Annotated in this window: 16 protein-coding genes and 1 pseudogene; 9 read left to right on the forward strand and 8 right to left on the reverse strand. The window is 42.2% G+C overall.

All coding sequences use genetic code 11. The features are described from left to right. Nucleotides 1–23: 23 nt before the first annotated feature. Nucleotides 24–515 carry a low molecular weight protein-tyrosine-phosphatase gene (locus V7K76_RS30980; RefSeq protein ID WP_334953803.1) on the forward strand — a complete coding sequence of 164 codons (492 nt, stop codon included), beginning with the start codon at nucleotides 24–26 and terminating at the stop codon, nucleotides 513–515. A gap of 89 nt (nucleotides 516–604) precedes the next feature. Here V7K76_RS30980 and V7K76_RS30985 read toward each other — a convergent pair whose 3' ends face one another. Then, nucleotides 605–1,288 carry a response regulator transcription factor gene (locus V7K76_RS30985; RefSeq protein WP_334778673.1) on the reverse strand — a complete coding sequence of 228 codons (684 nt, stop codon included), beginning with the start codon at nucleotides 1,286–1,288 and terminating at the stop codon, nucleotides 605–607. Nucleotides 1,289–1,754: 466 nt separating this feature from the next. On the opposite strand from V7K76_RS30985, the gene smpB reads away from it, so the two are divergent. After that, nucleotides 1,755–2,222 (forward strand): SsrA-binding protein SmpB, encoded by a 468-nt coding sequence (gene smpB / locus V7K76_RS30990; RefSeq protein WP_094349892.1) that lies wholly within the window; start codon nucleotides 1,755–1,757, stop codon nucleotides 2,220–2,222. Between the two features lie 66 nt (nucleotides 2,223–2,288). On the opposite strand, the gene V7K76_RS30995 is transcribed toward smpB, so the two are convergent. Further along, nucleotides 2,289–3,707, reverse strand: coding sequence for an IctB family putative bicarbonate transporter (locus V7K76_RS30995; RefSeq protein ID WP_334953804.1), 1,419 nt, complete (start codon nucleotides 3,705–3,707; stop codon nucleotides 2,289–2,291). Nucleotides 3,708–4,241: 534 nt separating this feature from the next. Continuing rightward, a complete protein-coding gene (locus tag V7K76_RS31000) occupies nucleotides 4,242–5,795 on the reverse strand; it encodes a GAF domain-containing sensor histidine kinase (protein WP_334778716.1) in 1,554 nt (517 codons plus the stop codon). Between the two features lie 752 nt (nucleotides 5,796–6,547). On the opposite strand from V7K76_RS31000, the gene V7K76_RS31005 reads away from it, so the two are divergent. From V7K76_RS31005 to V7K76_RS31025, 5 genes are all read left to right on the forward strand, one after another. Beyond that, nucleotides 6,548–7,732, forward strand: coding sequence for a DegT/DnrJ/EryC1/StrS family aminotransferase (locus V7K76_RS31005; RefSeq protein ID WP_334953805.1), 1,185 nt, complete (start codon nucleotides 6,548–6,550; stop codon nucleotides 7,730–7,732). Nucleotides 7,733–7,853: 121 nt separating this feature from the next. Further along, the gene (gene crtB / locus V7K76_RS31010) at nucleotides 7,854–8,747 is read left to right on the forward strand and encodes a cyanoexosortase B (RefSeq protein ID WP_334778675.1); all 894 of its coding nucleotides are present in this window, start codon (nucleotides 7,854–7,856) and stop codon (nucleotides 8,745–8,747) included. A 197-nt stretch (nucleotides 8,748–8,944) separates the two neighbouring features. After that, nucleotides 8,945–9,667 carry a cyanoexosortase B system-associated protein gene (locus tag V7K76_RS31015; RefSeq protein WP_334778676.1) on the forward strand — a complete coding sequence of 241 codons (723 nt, stop codon included), beginning with the start codon at nucleotides 8,945–8,947 and terminating at the stop codon, nucleotides 9,665–9,667. 222 nt (nucleotides 9,668–9,889) lie between these two features. Next, on the forward strand, nucleotides 9,890–11,242 hold the full coding sequence (locus tag V7K76_RS31020; protein ID WP_334778677.1) for a polysaccharide biosynthesis/export family protein: 1,353 nt from the start codon (nucleotides 9,890–9,892) through the stop codon (nucleotides 11,240–11,242). Between the two features lie 228 nt (nucleotides 11,243–11,470). After that, nucleotides 11,471–13,654 (forward strand): GumC family protein, encoded by a 2,184-nt coding sequence (locus V7K76_RS31025; RefSeq protein WP_334778678.1) that lies wholly within the window; start codon nucleotides 11,471–11,473, stop codon nucleotides 13,652–13,654. A gap of 92 nt (nucleotides 13,655–13,746) precedes the next feature. Here the strand turns inward: V7K76_RS31025 and V7K76_RS31030 are convergent, their stop codons facing one another. The 3 genes from V7K76_RS31030 to V7K76_RS31040 all read right to left on the reverse strand — a co-directional run bounded on the left by V7K76_RS31030 (nucleotide 13,747) and on the right by V7K76_RS31040 (nucleotide 16,094). Continuing rightward, nucleotides 13,747–14,418, reverse strand: coding sequence for a rhomboid family intramembrane serine protease (locus V7K76_RS31030; protein WP_334778717.1), 672 nt, complete (start codon nucleotides 14,416–14,418; stop codon nucleotides 13,747–13,749). 343 nt (nucleotides 14,419–14,761) lie between these two features. Further along, a complete protein-coding gene (locus V7K76_RS31035; RefSeq protein WP_334778679.1) occupies nucleotides 14,762–15,481 on the reverse strand; it encodes a rhomboid family intramembrane serine protease in 720 nt (239 codons plus the stop codon). 133 nt (nucleotides 15,482–15,614) lie between these two features. After that, nucleotides 15,615–16,094: an MEKHLA domain-containing protein gene (locus V7K76_RS31040; protein WP_334953793.1), complete on the reverse strand. Its 480-nt coding sequence runs from the start codon at nucleotides 16,092–16,094 to the stop codon at nucleotides 15,615–15,617. Nucleotides 16,095–16,214: 120 nt separating this feature from the next. Between V7K76_RS31040 and V7K76_RS31045 the strand changes: the two genes are divergently transcribed. Further along, entirely contained in the window at nucleotides 16,215–16,838 is a 624-nt protein-coding gene (locus V7K76_RS31045; protein ID WP_334953794.1) for a tetratricopeptide repeat protein, read from the forward strand. A gap of 127 nt (nucleotides 16,839–16,965) precedes the next feature. Here the strand turns inward: V7K76_RS31045 and V7K76_RS31050 are convergent. Then, nucleotides 16,966–17,184 (reverse strand): annotated as a pseudogene (locus V7K76_RS31050) (Uma2 family endonuclease); the annotation flags it as partial. 117 nt (nucleotides 17,185–17,301) lie between these two features. On the opposite strand from V7K76_RS31050, the gene V7K76_RS31055 reads away from it, so the two are divergent. Beyond that, nucleotides 17,302–17,505 (forward strand): hypothetical protein, encoded by a 204-nt coding sequence (locus tag V7K76_RS31055; RefSeq protein WP_334953795.1) that lies wholly within the window; start codon nucleotides 17,302–17,304, stop codon nucleotides 17,503–17,505. A gap of 239 nt (nucleotides 17,506–17,744) precedes the next feature. Here the strand turns inward: V7K76_RS31055 and V7K76_RS31060 are convergent, their stop codons facing one another. Continuing rightward, nucleotides 17,745–23,789 (reverse strand): amino acid adenylation domain-containing protein, encoded by a 6,045-nt coding sequence (locus tag V7K76_RS31060; protein WP_334953796.1) that lies wholly within the window; start codon nucleotides 23,787–23,789, stop codon nucleotides 17,745–17,747. Nucleotides 23,790–23,906 lie beyond the last annotated feature (117 nt).

Below are 23,906 nucleotides of genomic sequence, written 5' to 3' on the forward strand. Positions count from 1 at the left end.
TTGACAAAGGACAAATAATATCTATGCCTTACAAGTTGCTGTTTGTCTGCTTAGGTAACATCTGCCGATCGCCATCGGCAGAAAATATCATGAATCATTTAATTGAGCAGGCTGGCTTGAGCGATCGCATCCTTTGTGACTCTGCTGGTACATCTAGTTATCACGTTGGTAGCCCACCTGACAGACGTATGAGTGCTGCGGCTGCTACAAAGTTGGGGATTAAACTACGTGGACGGGCACGCCAGTTTCAAAAGTCAGACTTTCAAGACTTTGATTTGATTTTAGCGATGGATCAAGAAAATTATGAGAACATCCTTACTCTTGATCGCACTCAGGAATATCAGCATAAAGTGCGTTTGATGTGCGAGTTTTGCTCTCGACACACTCTAAAGGAAGTTCCAGATCCCTATTACGGCGGTGAAGAGGGATTTAATCAGGTTATTGATTTATTGATCGATGCTTGTGAAGGTCTGCTGACAAAAGTTAAAAGTGAGGAGTTAGGAGTTAGGAGTTAGGAGTTAGGAGTTATGAGTTAGGAGTTAGGAGTTAGGAGTTAGGAGTTAGGAGTTTTAATTCCTCACTCCTCACTTTTAACTCCTAACTTTTATTCCACCAGACCATGCTTCATCGCAAAACGCACTAATTCTGCTCGGTTGCTGGTTGAGGTTTTTCTCAATAAACTGCTAACGTACTTTTCTACAGTTCGAGGACTCAGGTGTAGCTGAAGACCCATTTCGGCATTAGAAAGACCATGAGTTAATAACTCTAATACTTCTTGCTCTCTATGAGTTAGGGGTGTGTGCAGATGGGATTTCTGAATTTGAGTAGACAGAGAATTATGGACATCCCCCGCTTTTGTCGAAGTGGAAATGCCCAAATTCTCTTTATGAGAAAAACGATACTCTGATTGGATAATTTGCGATCGCTCCAAAAGATTACGGATTGCTGCTGCTAACTCTTCTAGTTCAAAAGGCTTGGGTAAATATAAATCACACCCTGACTGGTAGCCCAGAATTCTTTCTTGGGTCTTAGTGCGTGCCGTTAACAAAATTACAGGCAATAAACGAAATACTGGTTGCTGACGCACTCGACGCACCAATTCATAGCCATTCATCCGTGGCATAACGATATCCGTGACAATCAAATCAGGATGATACTCATCCACCATAAACAAAGCGTCTTGACCGTCATTAGCCGTGATCACTGAGTAGCCAGACAGTTCAAGATAGTCGCTAACAGAGAGACGAGTGCCCAAATCATCATCCACTATAAGGATCGTCAAGGGCATGGATAATACACCCCTAGCATTTTTTTACTCAGAAATTTACTTCTACGTGTTCCATCAGTGAACACAAACAATAATATTGTTCTTATGTTTCATACTATGACAGGATTATCAGCTAATTACTGCCTTTAGGGCTGATTTATAAAGAAAATCTTAAATCCTTAGGAAGGTTAACGAAGTCTAACTCACCTTTGACTACCCGTGCTTGGGAGGCACAAAGACCTTTGTAATTTGTAACAACTCATCAATATTCTGACCGGAACTCACGGAAACGTCTCCGGCTCCGCCCCTGACTCCTGAATTCTGTTTCGATAACTTAAATGTGCCAGAAAACTCTTAATTGTGAACTTAAAAAAGCTAGATTAGTGATATATGGTTCACCATTCATAGCGGTTCTAAGATACACCCTATAATTCACAAGCCAATCCAAATAATTTTTTAGGTACATTTAAAGCACACAAAATTATCAATGAGCGACAAGAACGAAGGTTACAAAGTTATTTGCGACAACCGTCAAGCCCGTTATTTGTATGAAATTCTAGAAACTTACGAGGCTGGAATTGAATTGACAGGAACAGAGGTGAAGTCAATTCGTGCGGGGAAAGTCAATCTCCAAGATGGCTATGCTTTGCTTCGTAATGGCGAAGCATGGTTGATCAATGTGCATATCTCGCCTTACAACGCTAGTGGACAATATTTCAATCATGAACCACGGCGTACACGCAAGCTATTATTGCATCGTCAAGAACTCCGTAAGTTAATTGGCAAAGTCGAACAGCAGGGTTTAACTTTAATCCCGTTGAAAATGTATCTCAAACGAGGCTGGCTAAAAGTGAGTATAGCCCTTGGCAAAGGTAAAAAGCTCCACGATAAGCGAGAAGACCTGAAACGACGCCAAGATCAGCGTGACATTCAACGGGCAATGAAAAGCTATTGAAGAAGAATTCAGGAGTCAGAATTCTTTTGTCAGTTGTCATAAAAAACAACTGACAACCTACTGATGTTAATTTACTGCTGGTTCTGAGTTAGATGAATTTGTCTGGTTTTGAGCTAAAGGTGTCCAGTAGCTAGCAATTAAGGCAACAATCAGCCACCAGAGGGTATTAACTTCAGGACGATACCAGACAGTATCTACGGTGCCGTGAGCTAGCATACCCAACAAAATAGCGATCGCTCCAATTAACCAAAATCCCTCGACACTTTTCACTTGTCGCAATCGTCGCACTTGCAAAAATGCCGTATTAAATGTGACAATTATCAGCCAGAGAAAGCAGGCTAAACCAACAAAGCCAGTTTCTACAGTCACTTCCAAAAATATCGAATAGGCACTCAAAGCAGTGTAACGAGGGTGTTGGTAGAGGGGATAAACTTTATTAAAAGAGCCGTGACCAGGGCCAATGCCGAAAATCGGGCGATCGCGAATCATCTCAAAAACAGCATCCCACACATTTCGGCGAAAATTATTACTACTATCTTTACGGTCGGCAAAAATACTGAACACTCGCAGGCGCACTGGCTCTACAAATATCACTGCTAGCACCAATACCCCAATCAAACCTCCCAAGACAATCGGCAGTGACCAAGTACGCCAAAAACGAGGCATTTCCACGCTTTTCCAATAAACTAGCAATGCCATCACAGCTAAAAATGCTACCACTAATCCAATCCAACCGCCACGACTAAAAGTCAGAATCATGCAGGAAGTATTGACAATTAACATCGTTAATGCTAAGGCTTTTTTAAGCCAGCTTTGCCATGCGAAAATTGCCACTAAGCTAAAAATTACTGCTGGTAAAAGGTATCCAGCCAATAAGTTGGGATTGCCTAAATAACTGTAGACTCTTGTCGTCTTAGACAGAGGAGATTCTGGATCAACCCAAGTCGCCAGTGCTGTGGCTCCAAAAAACCATTGTCGCAACCCATAGACACTGACAATTAACGATACGTGCAGGTAAAGAATGATAATCCAAGACCGGAGGCGAGGCGACCTTAATACCCTGGCACAAAGGGCAAATAGTAGCAAATATAAGGTCAACGTGCCCAAGTCATTAAGTGCCGCCTTTTTTACTGGTGATAATGCTGTTGCAACTGCGGCAACTCCCCAGTAGAGCAATACCAGTAAGTGAATCGGAGTGACCGACGAGACATTTGTTGTTGTGACTTCATCAGATAGAGTCAACAACAGCCAAAATCCGACACAAGCCACCAGCAACAAACCCACCAACGTACTCGAAGCAAAAGGTGCAAGAGCATATATTAAGCTGAGTAAAGCAGCTGCGATCGCATCTCCCCACTGGAGCAAGATGCTGGTTTGCCGCCAAGAACTTAACAGTCCCACCAGAGAGCGGTGTACATAACTGGTAGCAAGATATTCTTTGAGCGGTAAAGATGATAAAGTAAATTGTTGCCAGACTAAATTCATAAAAACATTGCGATCAATTAGCCTGCCGACGCAGAACTTGGAATTGATCATAATGCATACCCCTATAAAAAGGTATTAACAATTCAAAATTCAAGCAGGACGCTCTCTACGAGACGCCATGCCGTTCGCGTTAGCGTCTCTGAAAGAGAAGGCTTTACGCTGCGCTAACAAAATTAAAAATTAAAGACATTACATAAGGGGATTTAGCGAGAAACGCGGTCTTGGGATGCATCCCAAGTGGAGCGATTTCTCAAGACAAACCCCAACTGAAATGGGTGCTACATGTAGATTGCAGGTTCTTAAACTTTTTTATTTACGATAATGGAAATTGTACATCGTGTAATGGCGCTCTTATTCCTAGCCATTAATCACTACCTTTAATTTGGAACCACCTCAGTTAATAGGAAGTTAAGATAGTTCTTCATGTACTTAGTACAACTTTACGTAAAATCGTGGCGAATTGAGGGTTGAAATTTTAACGCCGATGCGCTTCGCCTTCCCCAATCCCAAGTTCCCAGTCCCCAATCCCCAAGATTAGACATCACTAATTGCTTGTGAAGGAGTCGCCACTTGCAGGGGCAAAGAAAGCACATAACGATATCCTGATTCTGGCGAACCTTGAATCAAAATGTGTCCACCATGCAATTCTGCCAGTTGACAACTTAGTAATAGACCCAAGCTTTCACGAGAAAGACTTCCATGTGATTTAGCTAAATTTATACCGGAACTAGTAGCAAAGAAATTTGAGTGGGAATCACTCGAATTTTTGGAATTATCCACCGCTACTGATGAAGCATCTAGTTGCTCTTGTCCTTCTACATGAGTATTGTAAGTTGCTACCTCACCTGTCAGTTCCAGCAGCGACAAAGAATTGAGACGAAAATAGGGATCAACCTCAGTGATGCCATCTCCCAGCCAAGGATGGGAAACCCAAATAGTAATGTTGAGCGTATCTTCCTTGTAAGAAACATGAATGCGAACAATGCTACCTGTAGCCGAAAGTTGAATCACACTGAAAACCAGGTGATAGAGGATTTGCCGCACCTTGTCTTTATCTAAAGGCCAAATGCGATTGCGTCCCGGTTCTATAGACAGGCGAATATCTTGCTCGCGGCGGTTAGCCACTTCTTCTAGGGTATTGATAGCTTGTTGGCATAGCATTTCAATGTCCACAGGAGCTATATTTAGCACAGTTGAGTTTTCATCCATAGCTCCTAGTTCGGTAATTTCGTTTACTAGAGAAAGTAAGTACCGACCACTGTGTTGGATGATTTCTACATATTCTCTCTGCTTAGTTGTCAAAGGGCCATAAATCTCACGTCCTAAAACACTAGCCATGCCGAGTACAGATGTTAAGGGCGTGCGTAACTCCTGAGTTAGCTGACCCAAAAGTTCTAGTTTCAGTTGCTTGGTAGAAATAGAGTCGCTATCTTTAGTAGATGCGGTGATTTTAATCTCAGTATTACGTTCGTCATTGATTGAAAATATTGGAGCGTTTTTGGGAGTGCTTGATTCGAGTTTCCCTTGCAGGAGCCGGTTACGCTCAAATTCACTCATGCTCCAACGAGCGATGATTTGTAAAAACTCAATGTCTCGGTTTGTAAAATTGCGTGGGACTAAATCCATCACCGCCAATGCACCCAAACAATGTCCCTCAGCATCAACCAGTGGCGCTCCTAAGTAAGCACGAATACCATAATCTTGCACTAACTTGCTGCTAGCAAGTACTGGATCTGTAAGCTTATGTGTATCATTAATTACAAATACTTGTAAACTCTCTACTACCTGAGTGCAAAAGGATTCCCGGCGTGACAGTTGGCGGCTTTGTGCCAAATGATTCATCAATCCCAGTCTAGATAAGCCCACCGACGACTTGAACCAGTGACGTTCTTGATCCACAAATCCCAATATGGAAATTGGTGCTTCCAAAAAGTGGGCAGCAGTCTGGGTGGCTTCTTCAAAAACCGGAATCGTTTCTGGTTGCCGCAAACCTAAATCCGACAAAGCTTTGAGGCGTTGTTGTTCTCTTGATTCATGAGAATCCCAACTATCCTTTAGGGCAAATAATTTGTTTTCAGGCTCTATCATTGCCACTGCTACCTTAATAATTTCTCGATTCTGTAATTGATATAAGCTCTATTTCTAGGTTATCAATTGCTATTTTTAAGCATTCCCTAATTTTGCCTCTGACAAACAAATTTAGGGCAAAAATTTTTTATCTCTTCCACTAAGCCGAGGAAGTGTGTCCGCTAGTTACTAGTTACTGGTGCTGAATATTCTTTCTTGATCACTGGTGTAGTCTTTATTGCTTGAGATTTTGCAATCAGGCTGCGTTAGATTTGGATTCAGCTAGGGTAAGCTAATCCTACAGACAGAATGCAAAGGCGGTGTCATTCTCGATCTATATAAGCGAAAACTTTTACTGGCATATCTAAGGTAAAATTACTTAAAATAACTAGATGTTAGTGTAATTATATATAGCCACTTTTACTGATAACATCTAGCACCAATAAATGATAATCCTAGTACAGTATGACGTAAATAGACCAAGCATATTTCTATGGGGAAGCAAGCTACAAAATTAGTCAAAAGCTTAGTTGAAAAGCTTTTTGCATTTTGAGTGAAGTTGGAGTGGCCGTTTGGGAATAAGTCTGATGGTAACTTTGAGGGATCAAATGAATAGGGGATGATTTTGAATTACCCATAGTCTACTAAATAGTTGATCTAAGTCCCGATCCAATAGATTAAATCTATTACAATTTCACACCGAAAATTAGGCGGGCTGTTCTATTTTTGGCATACGAGAAAATATTTGTTGAGGACAACTGGTAATGAATAAAATGACTATTAGAGTTCCTTTTGTAGACTTGAAATTACAACATGAACCAATTCAAACGCAATTGCAAGATGCAATCCAATCTGTATTGGAACGGGGAGATTTTGTTTTAGGGCAAGCACTCTCAGATTTTGAAGCAGCATTTGCGGCAGCGTCTGGGGCAGCTTACGGGGTTGGTGTTGCATCAGGAACAGATGCGATCGCTCTGGGATTACAAGCCTGTAATATCGGTGCTGGCGATGAAGTAATTTTACCAGCAAACACTTTTATCGCAACCTTAATCGGGGTGCTGCGCGCTGGTGCCAAGCCCATTTTGGTAGATTGCGATCGCCAAACAGCTTTAATTGATTTAGAATCCGCAGCAAAGGCAATTACACCTCAAACTAAAGCCATTATCCCTGTGCATCTCTATGGGCAAATGGTATCACCAAATGATCTAATTAATTTTGCCGATACCTACAAACTACTAATTTTTGAAGATGCCGCTCAAGCACATCTCGCCCAAAGAGAGGGATATCATGCTGGTTCAGTAGGAATAGCAGCAGCTTTTAGTTTCTATCCCAGTAAAAATTTGGGAGCATTTGGAGATGGAGGAATGCTGCTGACACGGGATTTGGATGTAGCCCAGAAGATGGTGCGCTTGCGAAATTATGGTGCATCACAAAAGTATTTTCATACTGAATCAGGTACAAATAGCCGTTTGGATACTTTGCAAGCAGCGATTTTACACAAAAAATTACCATATTTACCACAGTGGAATCGCGATCGCTTGACTATTGCCCAGCAGTATGATTCAGAACTAGCACCTTTAGCCACTGCTGGGATTATCCCTATAGAAAACCAAAGTGATACAGGACATGTGTATCATCTCTATGTGATTAAAGTTGATGATTCTTGCCCAATAGAACGTCAGCAACTCCAGGAAAAACTCACAGCAGCGGGGATTCAAACTGGCATTCACTATCCAATTCCTTGTCATCTCCAGCCAGCATTTAGCAACTTAGGCTATCAGCGGGGAGATTTTCCCCAAGCAGAGAAGTTATCACAGCAAATATTATCATTACCGATGTATCCTGGTTTGAGCAGTAGCCAAGTTAAAGAAGTTGTAGCTGCGATCGCTAATGCAGTCTCAACAAGTTATGAGGCAAATGAACTCTCTCTTGCTGACCTTAGCAGCGTGGTAGCCTGAAGTTAATTCATACCTAAATGTGCATCTAACAATTAGACATTTGTCATTTGTGCTTTCTCTAAAACTAATGACCAATGACCAATGACCAATGACCAATGACCAATGACTAATACTGAAAATCATGGCACTCCGGCAACAGGTTAAAAACTTAAACGCATCAGGCTTGTTAAATCTAGCTATTTTAGGCGTTTTGCTGCTGCTCTATGCTCCGATATTGCTACATTGGTTGGATGGTTGGCTACACAAAAATATTAGTACAGAACACGAATATTTTAGCCACGGGATTATTGGTCTACCATTCGCGGCTTATCTGGGCTGGATAAACCGGAAAAAATGGAGACGTTTACCAGATACCATCCATCCTTTGGGCGCTGTTTTCTTGTTATTAGGAGCAGTTTTTTATCTTAGCGGTGTTACAGAGTGGGTTAACCTTTCCTTGCCCGTTATATTAGTAGGATTATGCTTGTGGTTTAAGGGAATATCAGGTTTGAAACTGCAAGGATTTCCCCTGCTACTAGTATTTTTGGCAACCCCAACGGCATTACCCTATCTCATTGCTCCCTATACCTCGCCTCTCCAAAGCTTCATTGCTGGTACAGCAGGCTTTATACTGAATCAATTTGGTATGGAAGTGACTGTATATGAGATAAATCTCTATGTGGGAGGACGGATTGTAGAAGTTGCCCCCTATTGTGCGGGGCTGAAAATGTTGTTTACTACTCTCTACGTCGGTTTGATGCTGCTTTATTGGACAGATGCTTTGTCTTCGCGCCGCACAACTATATCATTTTTATGTATTGCTGCGATCGTTAGTACTAGTGCCAATATCATTCGTAATACTTTACTGACTTTCTTTCACGGCACAGGACAAGAAGCGGCCTTTAGATGGCTGCATGAGGGTTGGGGTGGCGATCTCTACTCTGCTTGTATGCTGGTGTCATTAGTACCCTTACTGAATTGGATTAATAACTATTTCTCGACATCTCCAGAAACTCAGCAAGAAGCCGAAAGTTGAAATGGGGATTGGGGATTGAAAAGAGGCTGAGGTGCGGGGACAGAGGGGAAAACTCTTTTCTCTTGCTCCCTGCTTCTCCATCTCCACGCTGCCCACTTCCTTAATTTTTATCACTTATACGTAAGTCCTAAATATTACTGAACTCACAATGTGATTTTATAAAGTAAAATTTTGCGTAAGTATTGCAAATTTTACTGATGACTTCCTTTTCCAAGTTTTTCAAGGAAAACCAATTGAGTCAAGTAGCAGCACTCTTGTTGTTACTACTGCTGCTAGCAATTGCAGGGGTTCCCGGATACCTGACAGGACACTGGCAATGGAAACAGCCGCCACCTGTTACCACCCTCAAGGAATTAAAACAGATTCGCAATTCTGGGTTAGCCCTTCCTGGTTGGCAAACTATTGAACAAGCAGAACAGCAAATTGGCGAACATAAATGGTCTTTGCAGGTGCTTAAAAAAGAAGGTTCCGAATCCCAGGCAATCTTGCTTTTGCTGCCGCAAAATGGGCCTATGGATCAACCAGAGGTAGAGTGGACAGACGTTAACGGCTGGGGAAGATCGCGTTGGGGAAAATGGGATGTAGCTCAATCTCGTTCTGCTGAATTTACTGTGAAACCACCTGCCAAGTTGGCTTCTAATGTCAAAACTCAAGTAGAAGCTAGATTCTTTCGCGCCTCCACGCCACAACAAACTTTTGCTGTCTTGCAATGGTACGCCATGCCAGACGGCGGAAATTCATCACCTTTTCACTGGTTTGTAGCGGATCAATTAGCACAGTGGCGTAAGCAACGCACTCCTTGGGTGGGCGTCAGTATTTTAATTCCAATGGAACCTTTGGGACAGGTAGAAACATCTTGGTCTTTAGCCCAGTCTATTGGGGAAACAGTGCAAACTACATTAATGGCAGGCCCTTTGTAGAGTCTGTTAAAGATGCCTTTGTGCAGAGATTCATCAAAAGTATCTCGATGAAATTGCGTTCAAGCTGAAACTATTCTAAAAGATGAAGTTGGAAATAAAATTTAGTAAAATTTTTCTCTTTTCCTTGGTAAATACTTGCAGATAAAAGAGACATCTAAGACATTTTTAGAGTAAAATAACGACTCGGCGCACCTAATTTCTATATCAGTATTTTCTACAACGATGTTCATAGATCCCAGTTATTATATGCGTGGATTCAGCGCCCTGTGTTTTGTCAGTCTTCAAGTAGGAGTTTTCTTAACAACACCTATCCAACTGGTTCTTGCCCAACCTTTTCCACCTCAAGGACAATCACCAGGGCAACCTCCCTCGCCGGTGCCTGGTACTGAGGTTGTACCCCCACGTGCAAATGACGAAATTTCCCCACAACTCAGCCGCTACCTCTTGGGGCCAGGAGATGGAGTTGGCGTTGTGCTTCAGCGTCCCCCTGGGCCATACCGCTTAGGCATAGGTGATGGAATTAGCGTTTCGGTTCAGCGCTTTCCAGATTTGAGCTTTCAAGCTTTAATCAACCCAGAGGGTAATATTGTAGTGCCGTTACTGGGAACAGTTTTTTTACAAGGTTTAACTTTGCAAGAAGCTCAAGAAAAAATTCGCTTGGGTTTAAATCGTTATGTGGTTGATCCAGTTATAGTTTTAGCCTTAGCAACGCAGCGTCAAGACTTAAGTTTTCAAGCTGTAATTAGTCCAGAAGGCAGCATTGTAGTGCCGCAAGTGGGAACGGTGTCATTACAAGGTTTAACTTTGGAAGAAGCTCAAGAAAAAATTCGCTTGGGTTTGAGTCGCTTTTTCCCAGATCCAATTGTAATAGTATCTTTGGCAGGAATGCGACCAGTTCAAGTGACCATTAGTGGGGAAATATTTCGACCAGGAATTTATCCGATTAATTCACCAACACCCCGCATTGCTGATGCTTTGCTAATATCTGGTGGTTCAACCTTGAATGCAGACCTACGACAGGTGCAAGTACGCCGCAAGTTAATGGATGGTTCTGTGATTTCACAAACTATTGATTTATATGCAGCACTGCAAAATGGCGGTTCAATTCCGAATTTACGCTTACAAGACGGAGATGCCATACTCGTACCCCGTCGTGAAGTTGGTAATGATGACGGTTATGACCGCAATTTGGTAGCACGTTCATCCTTGGCTGTGCCACAGATTAGAGTCCGGGTTTTAAACTACGCTGCGGGAGGCCTTTCCGTTCAAGCGTTGCCTAACGGTAGTACATTTGTAGATGCTTTGGGAGGAGTCAATCTTGACACTGCTAACCTCCGAGATATCGCTCTGGTTCGCTTTGATCCTGAACAAGGTAAAGCTGTTACCCAAAAACTTGATGCTAAAAAAGCTCTAAGTGGTGATGCATCTCAAAATGTAGCACTTCAAGATAATGATGTTATTGTTGTCGGTCGGAACCTCATTAGTAAAATTACTAATTTACTGACTACCATTACCCAACCTTTCTTCAACGTTCAATCCTTTCTGCAATTTTTCAGAAACTTCGGTGGCAATTGATCAAATTAGTGACTAGAAAAGAAGGACACAAGCTGGATATAGTTGGGAGTGGAGGAAGCCATATCTCAAACTTGTCTTTGAATTCACTAATGGAAAAATATTAAAGATATCAACCAAGATATAGAGTAGGAAGTTGATAGCATCCTTGGATCAAAGCCACTATCTTTAGTTTGGTGCTTCCTAATTTTTAATTTTTAATTTTTAATTTTTAATTGGAGTGAAGCAACCATGACCCCACCAATTGTTAAGCGCTATCTTATTGCTTTTGATAAATACAAGTGGATTGGATTAGCTAGTTTTGCTTTAGTTGTCGCTGGGTCAACTGTAGTCGCTATGCAACCAGACCCACCTGCTAGCTACATAGCATCTGCCGCACTTACCTATAGTGGCCCACCAGTTTCTTTCTCTGCAACTGGCACTCAGATCCAACAGCAAGGAAAGGAATTGAGTCAGGAAGTTTTACTCTCAAACCAGATAGTTGCAGCAGTGGCAGAAAAAGTCGGTGTCAAACCGGCAAAGCTCGGTGCCAGTATCGTACTTTCTCTTCCGAAAAAAAACATTAGGAGTGGAGAATTGGAATCTAGTATTTTGGAATTGAAATATGTAGATACTGATCCCAAACGGGCTATACAGGTTTTGGCAGAATTGATGCAAGCAATGATCAAGTTGAGCAGTGATATCAATACTGGGCGATTACAAGCAATTATTGAAAAAATTAACGATCGCACACCACCAACTAAACGGGAGTTGCAAATTGCTGAGAAGAAGTTGGAACAGTACGATCGCGTCGAACGAACAGCAATATTAGCAGCAGAGAATGGTAGCTTGTTAAGCGCTATCACTGCCAGCCAAAATCTCCAACGGCAAATTCAATTAACTATTTCTGGGGTTGATGGTCAAGTTCGCAGTTTACAAAATAAATTAGGCTTAACAGTCGGACAGGCGTATATTTCTTCTGCTTTGAGTGCCGATCCAATTATTGGTAATTTGCGAGCGCAAATTTATCAAAGTGAGTCGCAAATTGCCATACTCAGAAAAGATTTGCGACCAGAACACCCAACGATGATTCAGTTGATGCGTCAGAAACAAGCTGCTGAGGAATTGCTGCAACAACGTGCGGCTGAGGTGTTAGGTGGTGGTGGGACGGCAGCTCCGCTTCAGGGTAACATTGCAGGTATTCGCACCCAAAGTAGCTTAGATCCAGCCCGCCAGCAATTGGCAAACCAAATGGTGTCTTTGCAAACCCAACGGGAGACGCTGCAACAACAACTATCTCAAGAAATCAGCCAAGAAGCGCGACTACGACAAGAGTATTCTCTGATACCCAATAAGCAATTAGAGCGATCGCGTTTAGAACAGGAAGTTGCACTAAAAAAAGCGATCTACGATCAAATGCAGGTGAAGCTAACTGATGCTAAAACCGCAGAGGCAGAAACTACTAGTAGTCTCAGCATTGCCAAACGCCCTACAGTCACGGTCGATGTCAAACCTCCGAAGAGTGTACCTATTACCCTTGCTGTGGGCGGTTTCTTAGGCGTGGTGATTGGTGGCGGGGTAATATTTTTGTTGGGAGCATTGGAAGGAACTTTCAAAACCAAAGAGGATATCCGCCAGAGCCTCAAGCAACGGGAAGTGGCAGTGTTGGGAGAGTTGCCTTTAATGCCAGTTGATGATTTGGATCAAGACGCTGTGCCAGTGGTGCTTTCCGCCGACTCTCCTTATTTAGAATTCTATGAAAAATTCCGTAGTAATCTGCGCCGGATTGGTGGTAAAGCCTTAAAGGTAGTGTTGATTACTAGCACCAGTAGCCTAGAGGGGAAAACGGCAAGTGCTTATAACTTGGGTGTTGCTTCAGCCCGTGCTGGTAAAAGAACCTTAATTATCGAAACAGATTTGCGATCGCCTTCCCGTAGTGCATCCCTGAAAGTAATTCCTGATCCTGAAGCCGGTATTGAACCCCTGCGTTATTACGCTAATTTGAGTGAATGTATCCGTTTGGTTCCTGATGTAGAAAATTTATACATTCTTCCCAGTCCTGGCCCGGTGCGGCAATCTGCTGCGATTCTTGAATCAAGCGAAATGCGGCGGCTGATGGAAGATGTCCGCGAACGTTTTGATTTAGTTATTTTAGATACTAGTCCCCTTAGTATATCCAATGACCCTTTGTTAATCCAACCCTACAGCGATGGAATCGTACTAGTTACACGACCACACTATACACAAGAGAATATGCTAGGTGAAGCTATCGATCAATTGGTTGAATCTGAACTAGGGTTATTGGGAGCAATTATCAATGGTGCTGATATCATCGTTTCTGTACCTGAAGAAGTTGCAAAATCATCAACATTTACATCTGAGGTAGAAGAAGTAGAAGAGTCTGAAGAAGTTTCGGTGAGTGCCAACAAAAACTAATAGTTGCCAAATATGGAAATTTTAACGCAGAGAATACGCAGAGAATTGAGAAGCAGCAATTGTTTCGCTACGAATTTTCGGAAATGCTGTATTTAGTCGCGCCGAAACAAGCCAAATAGGGGAGCGAGAATTATCCCAAAAGCAAAACCACCAATGTGCGCCCAATAAGCAACTCCACCAGTTTCTACAGTCATGTTAGCGGCTGTTTGCAGGGCAGCAAGACCGGATATGACATTTTGGACAATAAAAAGTCCAATTATTATTAGTGCTGGTATCCTAATTGTGGTGATGAAAAACCCCAAAAATATTAAGGTAACAACTTTAGTGTGGGGAAAGCGGATAATATATGCCCCTAAAACCCCAGAAATTGCACCACTTGCACCCAAGGAAGGAATCTCAGAATTCATGCCAATAAACCATTGGCACAAGGCAGCTAAAGCGCCACACGCCAAATAAAAAATCAGATATTTGGCATGACCTAAACGATCTTCAATATTGTTGCCAAAAACCCAGAGAAACACCATATTTGAGATTAAGTGCCACCATCCGCCGTGTAAGAATTGCGACGTAAATAATGTTATCCACTCTCCATTAAAATTGGTGGTTAAGTGTTGAGGCACTACCGCATACTGATTTAAAAACTGACTCAATTGTGCATTTGACAGGCTCACCTCGTGAATAAAAACTAGAATATTCATGCCAATTAACCCGTAGGTGAAATACGGGGTGATTCGCGTCGGATTTTCGTCGTAGAGGGGAAACACAGGTGTTTTTTCTAAATTATTGACTAATTGCAATATAACTTGTCACGTCACTTTGCTCCTAATTCAAAATGACGCTCTCTACGAGACGCTAAAAGCGTAGCTTGCTTCCCTGTAAGGGTACGCTGACTCGCTCTAAGCGAAGCCATGCCGTTCGCGTTAGCGTCTCTGAAAGAGAAGGCTTTACGCTGCGCTAACAAAATTCAAAATTAATAATCCCCATAAATAAATTTAGTTGCTCTGTATCAGGAGTCTGTTTTGGTCAGGCTAACAGATGCGAAGTTTAGGCAATTTCACTTATTAAATCAATCAGTATAATTGAAAGCCACTACAATCCTATGAAAAATTACTTGTACCAAGATTCTTCTTGGGATTTATCGCTAAATAAACCCAATAGTGGACCAAGAATTGCCCCAAATATAAACCCGCCTGCATGGGCCCAGTAGGCAATACCGCCACCTTCCATACCGATGTTGGTACGTGTTTCAAGGCTGGCAAGTCCGTAGAAGGCTTGTTCGAGAAACCAGAATCCTAAAAAGAAATATGCGGGGACGCGGAAAGTTGGGAAGAAAAACCCTAAAGGTACAACACCGAGAACTTCAGCGTTGGGAAAGCGGAGAATGTATGCACCAAGAATACCTGCGATCGCACCACTTGCACCCAAAGATGGAATACTAGAATCTTGAGCGAAGAACCACTGGGTTAAGGATGCCAAAACACCGCAAGATAAATAAAACAGTAAATATTTGGCATGACCTAACTTATCTTCAACATTGTTACCAAAAATCCACAGAAACAACATATTACCAGCTAAGTGCAAGAAACCACCATGCAAAAATTGGGAAGTAATCAAAGTTGCCCACTCTGGTACTGGTTGATGTAAAGAGATACCACCAAAGCTTAAAGTCAGTTCTCGTGGAACTACAGCCGCCAGGTGTAAAAATCCATTTAATGCTTGTGGGGGAAGACTTGCTTCATAAAGAAAAGCGAGGACATTGGCAGCAATCAGCCCATAAGTTACATAAGGCGTGATTCTTGTCGGATTATTATCGCTAATTGGAACCACGAGCGTTTTTTCCTGATTTTAAGACAGCAATTCTACAATACTGAATTTTGTAAGTAGTTTCTTCTACCTCATGGATGGATCTCAGTTTTATATTTAAGATTTATTGTAGGACTTCCCCCTGAAACAGTAGGTTTTATACGATAAATTTCCAGTTAGAGAAAAAAGCAGCTTGACCACAGTGCTGATTTTGTTCATCTAAGATGTTCCATAGGATGGTATCTTCTATGTAGAAGCGTTTACCAGTGCTAGAAGTGCGGATACCGGAATAATTATTGATAAAGCCTTTAGTTCCTGCTTCTGATAATAGGCGATCGCGTTCTTCCTGCACAACCTCTTCAGCCGATTTCCGGGAAGGCATTCTGGTAAATTCTTCCCAAGAAAGTTCCCATAGTTCCAACGCTTGGCGATTACCATAGTTGAAAATTGGATCTGACTCAGTGCCGTGAGAAACTAAGACAAAAGGTGCTTCAAATAACGCCTTTGCTTTTTCAAATTCAGAAGCATTGGCATCTAGCAAACAATTTCCTGTCCAATGCTGAAAACTATTTATTAGATATTGACTGTGGAGAATAATAGCCTCTTGCTGCCAAGGAAACTCAATCACACTGGTCATAGAAAAGTAGAAATATAACGTCAAGAATTTAGTATGACAAAACTTGACTCATTTTAGGGGTTGACGAGTTCTCCCCAAGGCTGAAAATATTCTATTTAATGCATATTAGCTAGCAAACCTATGTTTTTTTCAAATTCTCTGGAAAATCAACTCCAGCGCTGGAACGAAACCATTCGCAATCAGCCGAAAAATCCCAATGGTTACGTTCGCCGAGGCATGGTTAACTTTCAACTGGCCAAAATTGATGAATCTATTCAAGATTTTGATATGGCGGAGCAATTGGATGACCGTATCAAACCTTACCTCTGGCAACGGGGATTATCGTATTATTATGCAGAAAGATTTGCTGAGGGCGCTAAACAGTTTGAAATAGATTTGACAGTGAATGCTCAAGATGTAGAAGAAACAGTATGGCGATATCTCTGCATAGCTCGTTCTTTAGGTGTTGAAGAGGCACGTAATTCTTTACTAACTGTGAAAAATGATCCTCGACGTATTATGCAGCGTGTATATGATTTGTATGCAGGAAATTGTACACCAGATGATGTTTTAACTGTGGGTCAATCAGAAGGGATAAAGGGGGATTTTTATAGTCATCTTTACTTGGGATTATATTACGAAGCTCACAATAATATTGATTTAGCCCACGATTATATAGTTAAAGCTGCTGATAATTACAAAATTGATGATTATATGTGGTATTTAGCGCAGGTACATAAGAAGTTGCGAACGAGCATAAACTAATTTTTTTTAGATAAGCTACCAGTGTTTGCTGGTCACTACAGTTATTAATTGATTCTGGCACTCCCCAAATTTTAATTGTTCTATTTCCTAAAACTTGTCGAATTTCATTAATAGTTTTCATCACATCTCATCCTTGCAAAACTTCAGCAACAGTCAACTTGAGATCAGCAAATAGAGGGGAAGCGATGCCTGCGGCGGGCGCTTGAGCCAACGCATTATCTGCCACATACACCTGCTCATCATAAAAACCCTCCACCCACTCCAAAACCGTCACCTTTTGGGCAATCGGATCAACAATCCAATACTCAGCAATTCCCCGCGCTGCATATTCAGAACGCTTGTAACGATTTCCAACTTTGCCAAATTATCCAGAATGTCTTTAGGTGCGCGGTGTTCCAATACGGTTCGATTAAGCCAAAAACCAGATAGACTAAGGGTTATCACTCAAGTGTAGTGAGATTGAATGCAACTCAAAGAATTCTCACTGAACTCGCCGAGGATTGAATCAGGTACGGTACTCAAAGCGTTAGAAACAGCTATCCCAACAGAGGCAATTGAACAGGCGATCGCACCCTGCGTCTTGTGGATTGATGAGGGACGACCGCAGCAGGTAACGCTAGGGGATCTGATGCAATGCTGTGAGAATATTGTAAGAGATCAAAGTTAATTTGAAAAACTGTGATCGCCCCACTGGTCTGCCAACCCCAAAATGCGCTTTTTCAGATTGGGCTGCATGTTAAAGGTTAAAGGGGAAGGGAAAATTCCATCCCTTTCCCCCACTTCTGCAAAAAGTCTACGCTATTCACAGTTTCTATCAGAATACCTTTCCTGTATTCTGACGACCTGAGGTATGTATTCCGTTTCGATAAAACTCTCTTTGCATCTGCTTATGCCGGCTTGTTCTTTTCATCCTTGAGAAGTAGCTTTGTTTAAGGAATTTTTCAATTTCTCAGCTAACACCTGTACGTGAGGTTCATCAAGCAGAGAAAGGTGAGAACCGGGAATATAATGGATATCTACTCCTCCAGTCACTAAATCGCCCCATCCAAATTGCAGATCGTATTGTATGCCTACAGCTTCGTCCCGATGCTGATCCTCAGTTCGCAAAAGTACTACTTGACCGGAATACGCTGGGAAGATGTATTGACTCCTAGCTTGGACATTAGCACCGATAATTTCTAAATGCTTGTCAGTTTTAGGAATCAGTGCTGCATCCAAGTGATGTTTATATCTATTTTCTAGACGAGACTTATTGCACTGGCTCCATCTGCCGAGCTTATGCCAAAGGTAGGCGGTGCCTTGTTTCATGAGATTATTGAAATGCAAGTAAATTCGCTTGGGCAATGGCTCACGCCAGCTATAACCTTCACGACAAGTATCAAGCATAACTAAAATCCCAACTTGCTCACCTTGCTGGCGGAGTTGTTGCGCCATCTCGAAAGCGACTACACCACCAAAAGAATACCCACCAAGAAAATAAGGCCCCTTGGGCTGAAGAGTCTGGATTTCTTGAATGTAGTATGCTGCCATGTCTTCAACTCGGGTATGAATTGACTTAGTTCTATCCAGTCCAAGTGGTTGCAATCCATAAAATGGTTGATCGGAACCTAGATATAATGACAATTGACGGAAACCTAAAACTTCTCCACCAAGTCCGTGAACACAGAAAAAAGGCGGTTTAGAACCATGAGGTTGAATTTCTACCAAGGATGACCAATTGCGATGTTGTCTAGAGATATCTACTAAAGTTTTGTTTGTTGCTGCTTCTGGGGAGATGATTTTTGCTAAAGCCTCGACAGTATCTGATTGAAAAAGAGTTGCTAAGGGCAGACTCTTGCCAAACATTTGCTCGATTTGCCAAAACAGTTTGACTGCCAGCAGAGAATGTCCTCCCAGTTGAAAAAAGTTATCCCTGACACCAATCGGGTGAACACCTAAAACTTGTTCCCAAATCTCTGTTAACTGGCATTCCACTTCATCGCGGGGAGCAACAAAGGTCGCTTCTAACTCTTGCTGAAAAAAATCGGGTAGGGGCAAAGCGCGGCGGTTGACTTTGCCATTCGGGGTTAGGGGTAGTTTGTCCAGCAAGACAAAAGCTGAAGGCATCATATACTGTGGCAGCTTGCTAGAGAGGAAGCGCCGAATCCCACTAATGCTGGGTTCTGTTTCTTGATGAGGGACAATGTAAGCTAGTAAACGTACTTCACCAAACTCATCTTCACGGGCAATTACTACAGTCTGCTGTACATCTGGGTGTTGGGCTAACACCGTCTCAATTTCTCCTGGCTCAATGCGGATGCCGCGAATCTTGACTTGATGATCAATACGACCGAGAATTTCTAAAGAGCCATCAGGACGATAGCGACCGCGATCGCCTGTATAGTAAAGTAAATCCTGTTCGTCATTCCTAAAAGGATTTTTGACAAATCGAGCCAAATTTTCTTGGCGAGTGTTAATGTAGCCTAAACTCCGAAATGGTGTCCTCAGAACAATTTCACCCGCTTCACCAATACCGCATAGTTGCTGATTTGGCGTGAAAACAAGTGCTTGAGTTTCAGGAAGTGGTAATCCGATCGGTTGTATCCCTGGTTTAAGTGCAGCAGGCACTTGATAGTAACATTTAGCTAAAGTTGTTTCTGTGGGCCCATAGAGATTCACAATTTCACCAGATGCGGGAAAAATCTGCCGCCATTTCTTGACAAGTGTCTCTTTTAGTGGTTCTCCCGCAAAAAATAACCATCGGAGACTACGCAAAGATACTTCTGTCGGCACATTCACTAACCATGATTGGGCTAAAGACGGAACTGTGTGCAGCACAGAAATCTTTTCGCTTTCCAAGTAACGTAGAACTTTTGTTGGTTCTAAATTATCTCCTATTGCTGGCAAACATAAAGTTGCACCACTGGTTAAAGGCAGAAAAATATCTCTGAGGACGACATCAAAGGAAAGTCCTGTTAATTGAGCAACGCGGTCTTGCGCTCCAATAGCAAAGGTATGTCGTTGCCAATTCAGAAAATGCGACAGTCCTTTATGACACCCTAAGACACCTTTCGGTATACCAGTTGTACCAGAAGTAAAGAAAATATATGCAGCATCATCTCCAGCTATTTCTGGTAAGTGGATTTGGCGTAGGTGTAGCCCGCCACAGGCATCGCCCCTAAGCATACCTTTGGTATCACTCTCCTGAGAATTTACAACATACCCAGTGTCTTTTTCTACACAGATAATAGTTAAAGATTCCCATATTTCCGGATCTTCTAGGGGCTGATCGTCTATATAAAGTAGATATTTAGCCTTAGCCTCTTTGAGCATCATTTGCTGGCGTAGGCGTAGCCCACCGGAGGCATCGTGGGCAAGTTGCGAGTCTATAGTTAGTAGCACGCCCCCACTCAAAAACACGCCCAACATACTAGCAATTAGCCCAAAACTCCTTGTGCCGAACACGGCTACAACATCTCCCCTTTCGACTCCGTGAACCAGTAGCACCTTTGCTAAGGTTTGAGCAATTCTGCCCAATTCCCCATACTTCCAAGTGCAAGCTCCTTGAGAAATTGCTAAATGTTCGGGAGTGGTGTTTACCCAAGAGGTAAACATTGTTGTCACTAATTCATACTCTGGTTGTGGCAACACTGCTCTTGATTCTGGCAGTAAAGGTCGGGATTCTGGTGTGACAAGAGAATAGAAACTAATCGACTGATCGGGATTTTCAACAATCTGATTCAGCAAATGATGAAACTGTTGCAGCATTTCCCGCATTCGTTCTGCGGCAAACAAATCAGCATTATAAACTAGTTTCAATTCAATGCCTTGTGGTTGTTCTGCGATGTACAGAGTTAAGTCAAATTTAGAAGCAGCCTCCTCTAAGGCAATCGATTCTACAACCAGTCCAGGCAGTTCCGGCTGCAAGTCTTCCAAGTTGAGCATATTAAACCACACTTGAAACAGTGGATGGCGGCTGGGATCTCGTTCTGGTTGTAGTTCTTCTACCAGTTTCTCAAAAGGCATATCTTGATGAGCGTAAGCATCTAATGCCATTTGGCGAACTCGACCAAGCAATGAACGAAAACTAGGTTTACCAGAAAGGTCAGTCCGCAAAACCACAGTATTAATAAAAAATCCAATCAAGCTTTCTATTTCAGAACGGTTGCGTCCGGCAATGGGTGAACCGATCAGGATATCTTCTTGCCCAGTATAACGATGCAGTATTGTCCCAAAAGCTGCCAGCAAAGTCATAAATAAGGTGACACTTTCTTGACGTGAAAGTGCTGTTAGCGATGCACTCAAATTCTGGGGTAGCATCAAGGATTTCGCCGCCCCCCGGTAGGTTTGGACTGGTGGACGCAGGTAATCAGTGGGCAATTCCAGTACAGTTGTAGCGTCTGCTAACTGGGTTTTCCAGTAGTTGACTTGATTAGAAAGTACCTCACCAGATAACCATTGACGTTGCCAAATAGCAAAATCGGTATATTGAATGGGCAGTTTTGCTAAGGGGAAGGGGTTATTGTTTAAAAAGCTTTCATAGACGGCTGCTAATTGTTGCCAGAGAATACCCATTGACCAGCCATCAGAGGCAATGTGATGCATCACTAACAGTAATATATGCTCTTGTTCATTTACCTGGAACAAAGTGGCACGCAGCATCAAGTCTGATTCTAGATTGAAGGCAGTAGAAACATTATTAATCGCTTCTGTACAAGAGAGGGAAAGAGTTTGTGTCGCAATTTTTGACCCCTGATTAAAATTATTCTCCCCAGCCCTTAATTTAATTACTGTCAGTTCTACCGGACGAGATGGACTAATTACTTGTATGGGACTACCATCTGATGATGAGATAAAATTAGTCCGCAGTGCTTCATGATGAGTAACGATCGCATTTAATGATTTTTGCAATACACCAAAGTTCAACTCACCTGTTAACCGTACTGCTTTGGTGATGATATAAGCGGCATTGCTTGGTTCCAACTGTTCCAGAAACCAGACTCGCTGTTGGGCAAAGGATAAAGGAGCTGAGTTTTGGTTGGTTCGTTGGGGAATGATTTGGTTGGGAGAGTGATCTGTTTGAGTTTGTGCGGAAATTTTTTCAGCTAAACTAGCGATCGTGGGATTTTCAAACAAAATGTGTAAGGGAATTTGTACAGAAAATGCTTGGCGTACCCGTGATATCACTTGTGTAGCCAGCAGTGAATGACCTCCCAATTCAAAAAAATTGTCGTAGATGCCCACTTGTTTTAAATGCAGAACTTTTACCCAGATATCAGCTAAAACTTCTTCAGTGGAGTTTCGGGGTGGAACAAAGTTTGTTGACTGACTGGAACTAGAAATATCCGGTGCAGGTAGAACATGACGATTTATTTTGCCGTTGGGGTTTAATGGCAGTGTCTCCAAGAATACAAAAGCCGCAGGAAGCATATATTCTGGTAATTTCTCTTGTAAAAAGCGGCGTAATTCTCTGTGAGTAGGAATTTGCTTTGAGTTTGCGACAAGATATGCAACCAGCCGTTTGTCACCAGGAATATCCTCTCTGGCTATCACTATCACTTCTTTCAATGTCGGATATTCACTTAGTGCGGCTTCGATTTCTCCCAACTCGATACGAAAGCCGCGAATCTTAACTTGATGGTCAATACGACCCAAAAATTCGATGTTGCCATCACTTAAGTAACGTGCTAAATCTCCAGTCTTGTACAGGTGTACCCCAGATTCTGGGTTCCTTGGGTGAGGGATGAATTTTTCTCTAGTCAGTTCTGGACGGTTGAGATAGCCTCGCGCCAGCCCAATACCGCCAATATGTAATTCTCCCGATTCACCAACAGGCACAGGTTGCAAATTCTCATCTAGGATATAAATTTCAAAATTGGCAATGGGGCGACCAATGGGAGCCATCGCATAATTACTATGGCGCTGGCAAGTCCAGAAAATCGCATCTACAGATGTTTCTGTTGGACCATAGCAATTGTGCAAAACATCGTCCAAATTCAATTTTGCAAAGAATCGCTCGATCAGTTCCATTGATAAAGCTTCACCACCACAGGTAACGTGTCTCAGATGTTTGCATTCTTCAATACCCTTTTCTTCTAGAAATACACGCAGCAAAGAGGGTACTAAGGCAATGATTGTAATTTGCTGCTCCACAATCGTCTTCACCAAATAAGCAGTGTCCTGATGTCCACCAGGACGAGCCATAACTAGCTGTCCGCCATAACATAAAGTCCAGAATATCTGCCAGACTGAGGGATCAAAACTAAAGGGAATCGTCTGTAAAACTTTATCTGTTGATGTTAATCCAAAGGTTGTTTGCTTCCAATCAACTAGATTGCGGATACCACGGTGAGGTATCATTACACCCTTGGGTTGACCTGTAGAACCAGATGTATAAATTACGTAGATTAGATTATCATCTATTATTTCATTTATCGGATTTTCTTGACTTTGTTGAGCGATCGCTCCTTCCCAATCTGAGTCCAGACAAATCACTTGCGCCTCATGACTAGGTAAACTAGTTACCAATTGTTTTGTAGTCAAAATCACAGGTGTCTGGGTGTCTGCGAAGATGAAAGCTAGGCGTTCTGAAGGATGCGCCGGATCTAAAGGTACATAAGCACCTCCAGCTTTCAAAATTCCTAGCATTCCTACTATCATTTCTATAGAACGTTCTAGACAAAGACCAACAAGTACGTCACCACCAATGCCCAAACCTCGTAAGTGATGTGCTAATTGATTTGCCAGATTGTTTAGCTGCCGATAAGTTAGTTGTGTATTTTCAAACACTAAAGCCACTGAATCAGGCGATTTCTCTACCTGCTGCTCAAACATTTGATGTATGCACAGATCCCCAACGGATTCTGTATTACTCTCATCACACTGTGTCAATATCTGATTGATTTTGGTGTCACCTAAAATACTTACCGAAATATTTTGCGTTCTGTCTAAGCTATTCTTTGCTTTCTGCATATTTTACTATTAAGATAATTACTTCCTAACCTAATCAACGAAATGAAGATTTCCCCACATACTTAACATATTTAGAAATAGATAAAATTCACATTTTTCTCCTCCTATATGCTTCAA

It is taken from the genome of Nostoc sp. (assembly GCF_036917975.1).
GTDB lineage: Bacteria > Cyanobacteriota > Cyanobacteriia > Cyanobacteriales > Nostocaceae > Nostoc.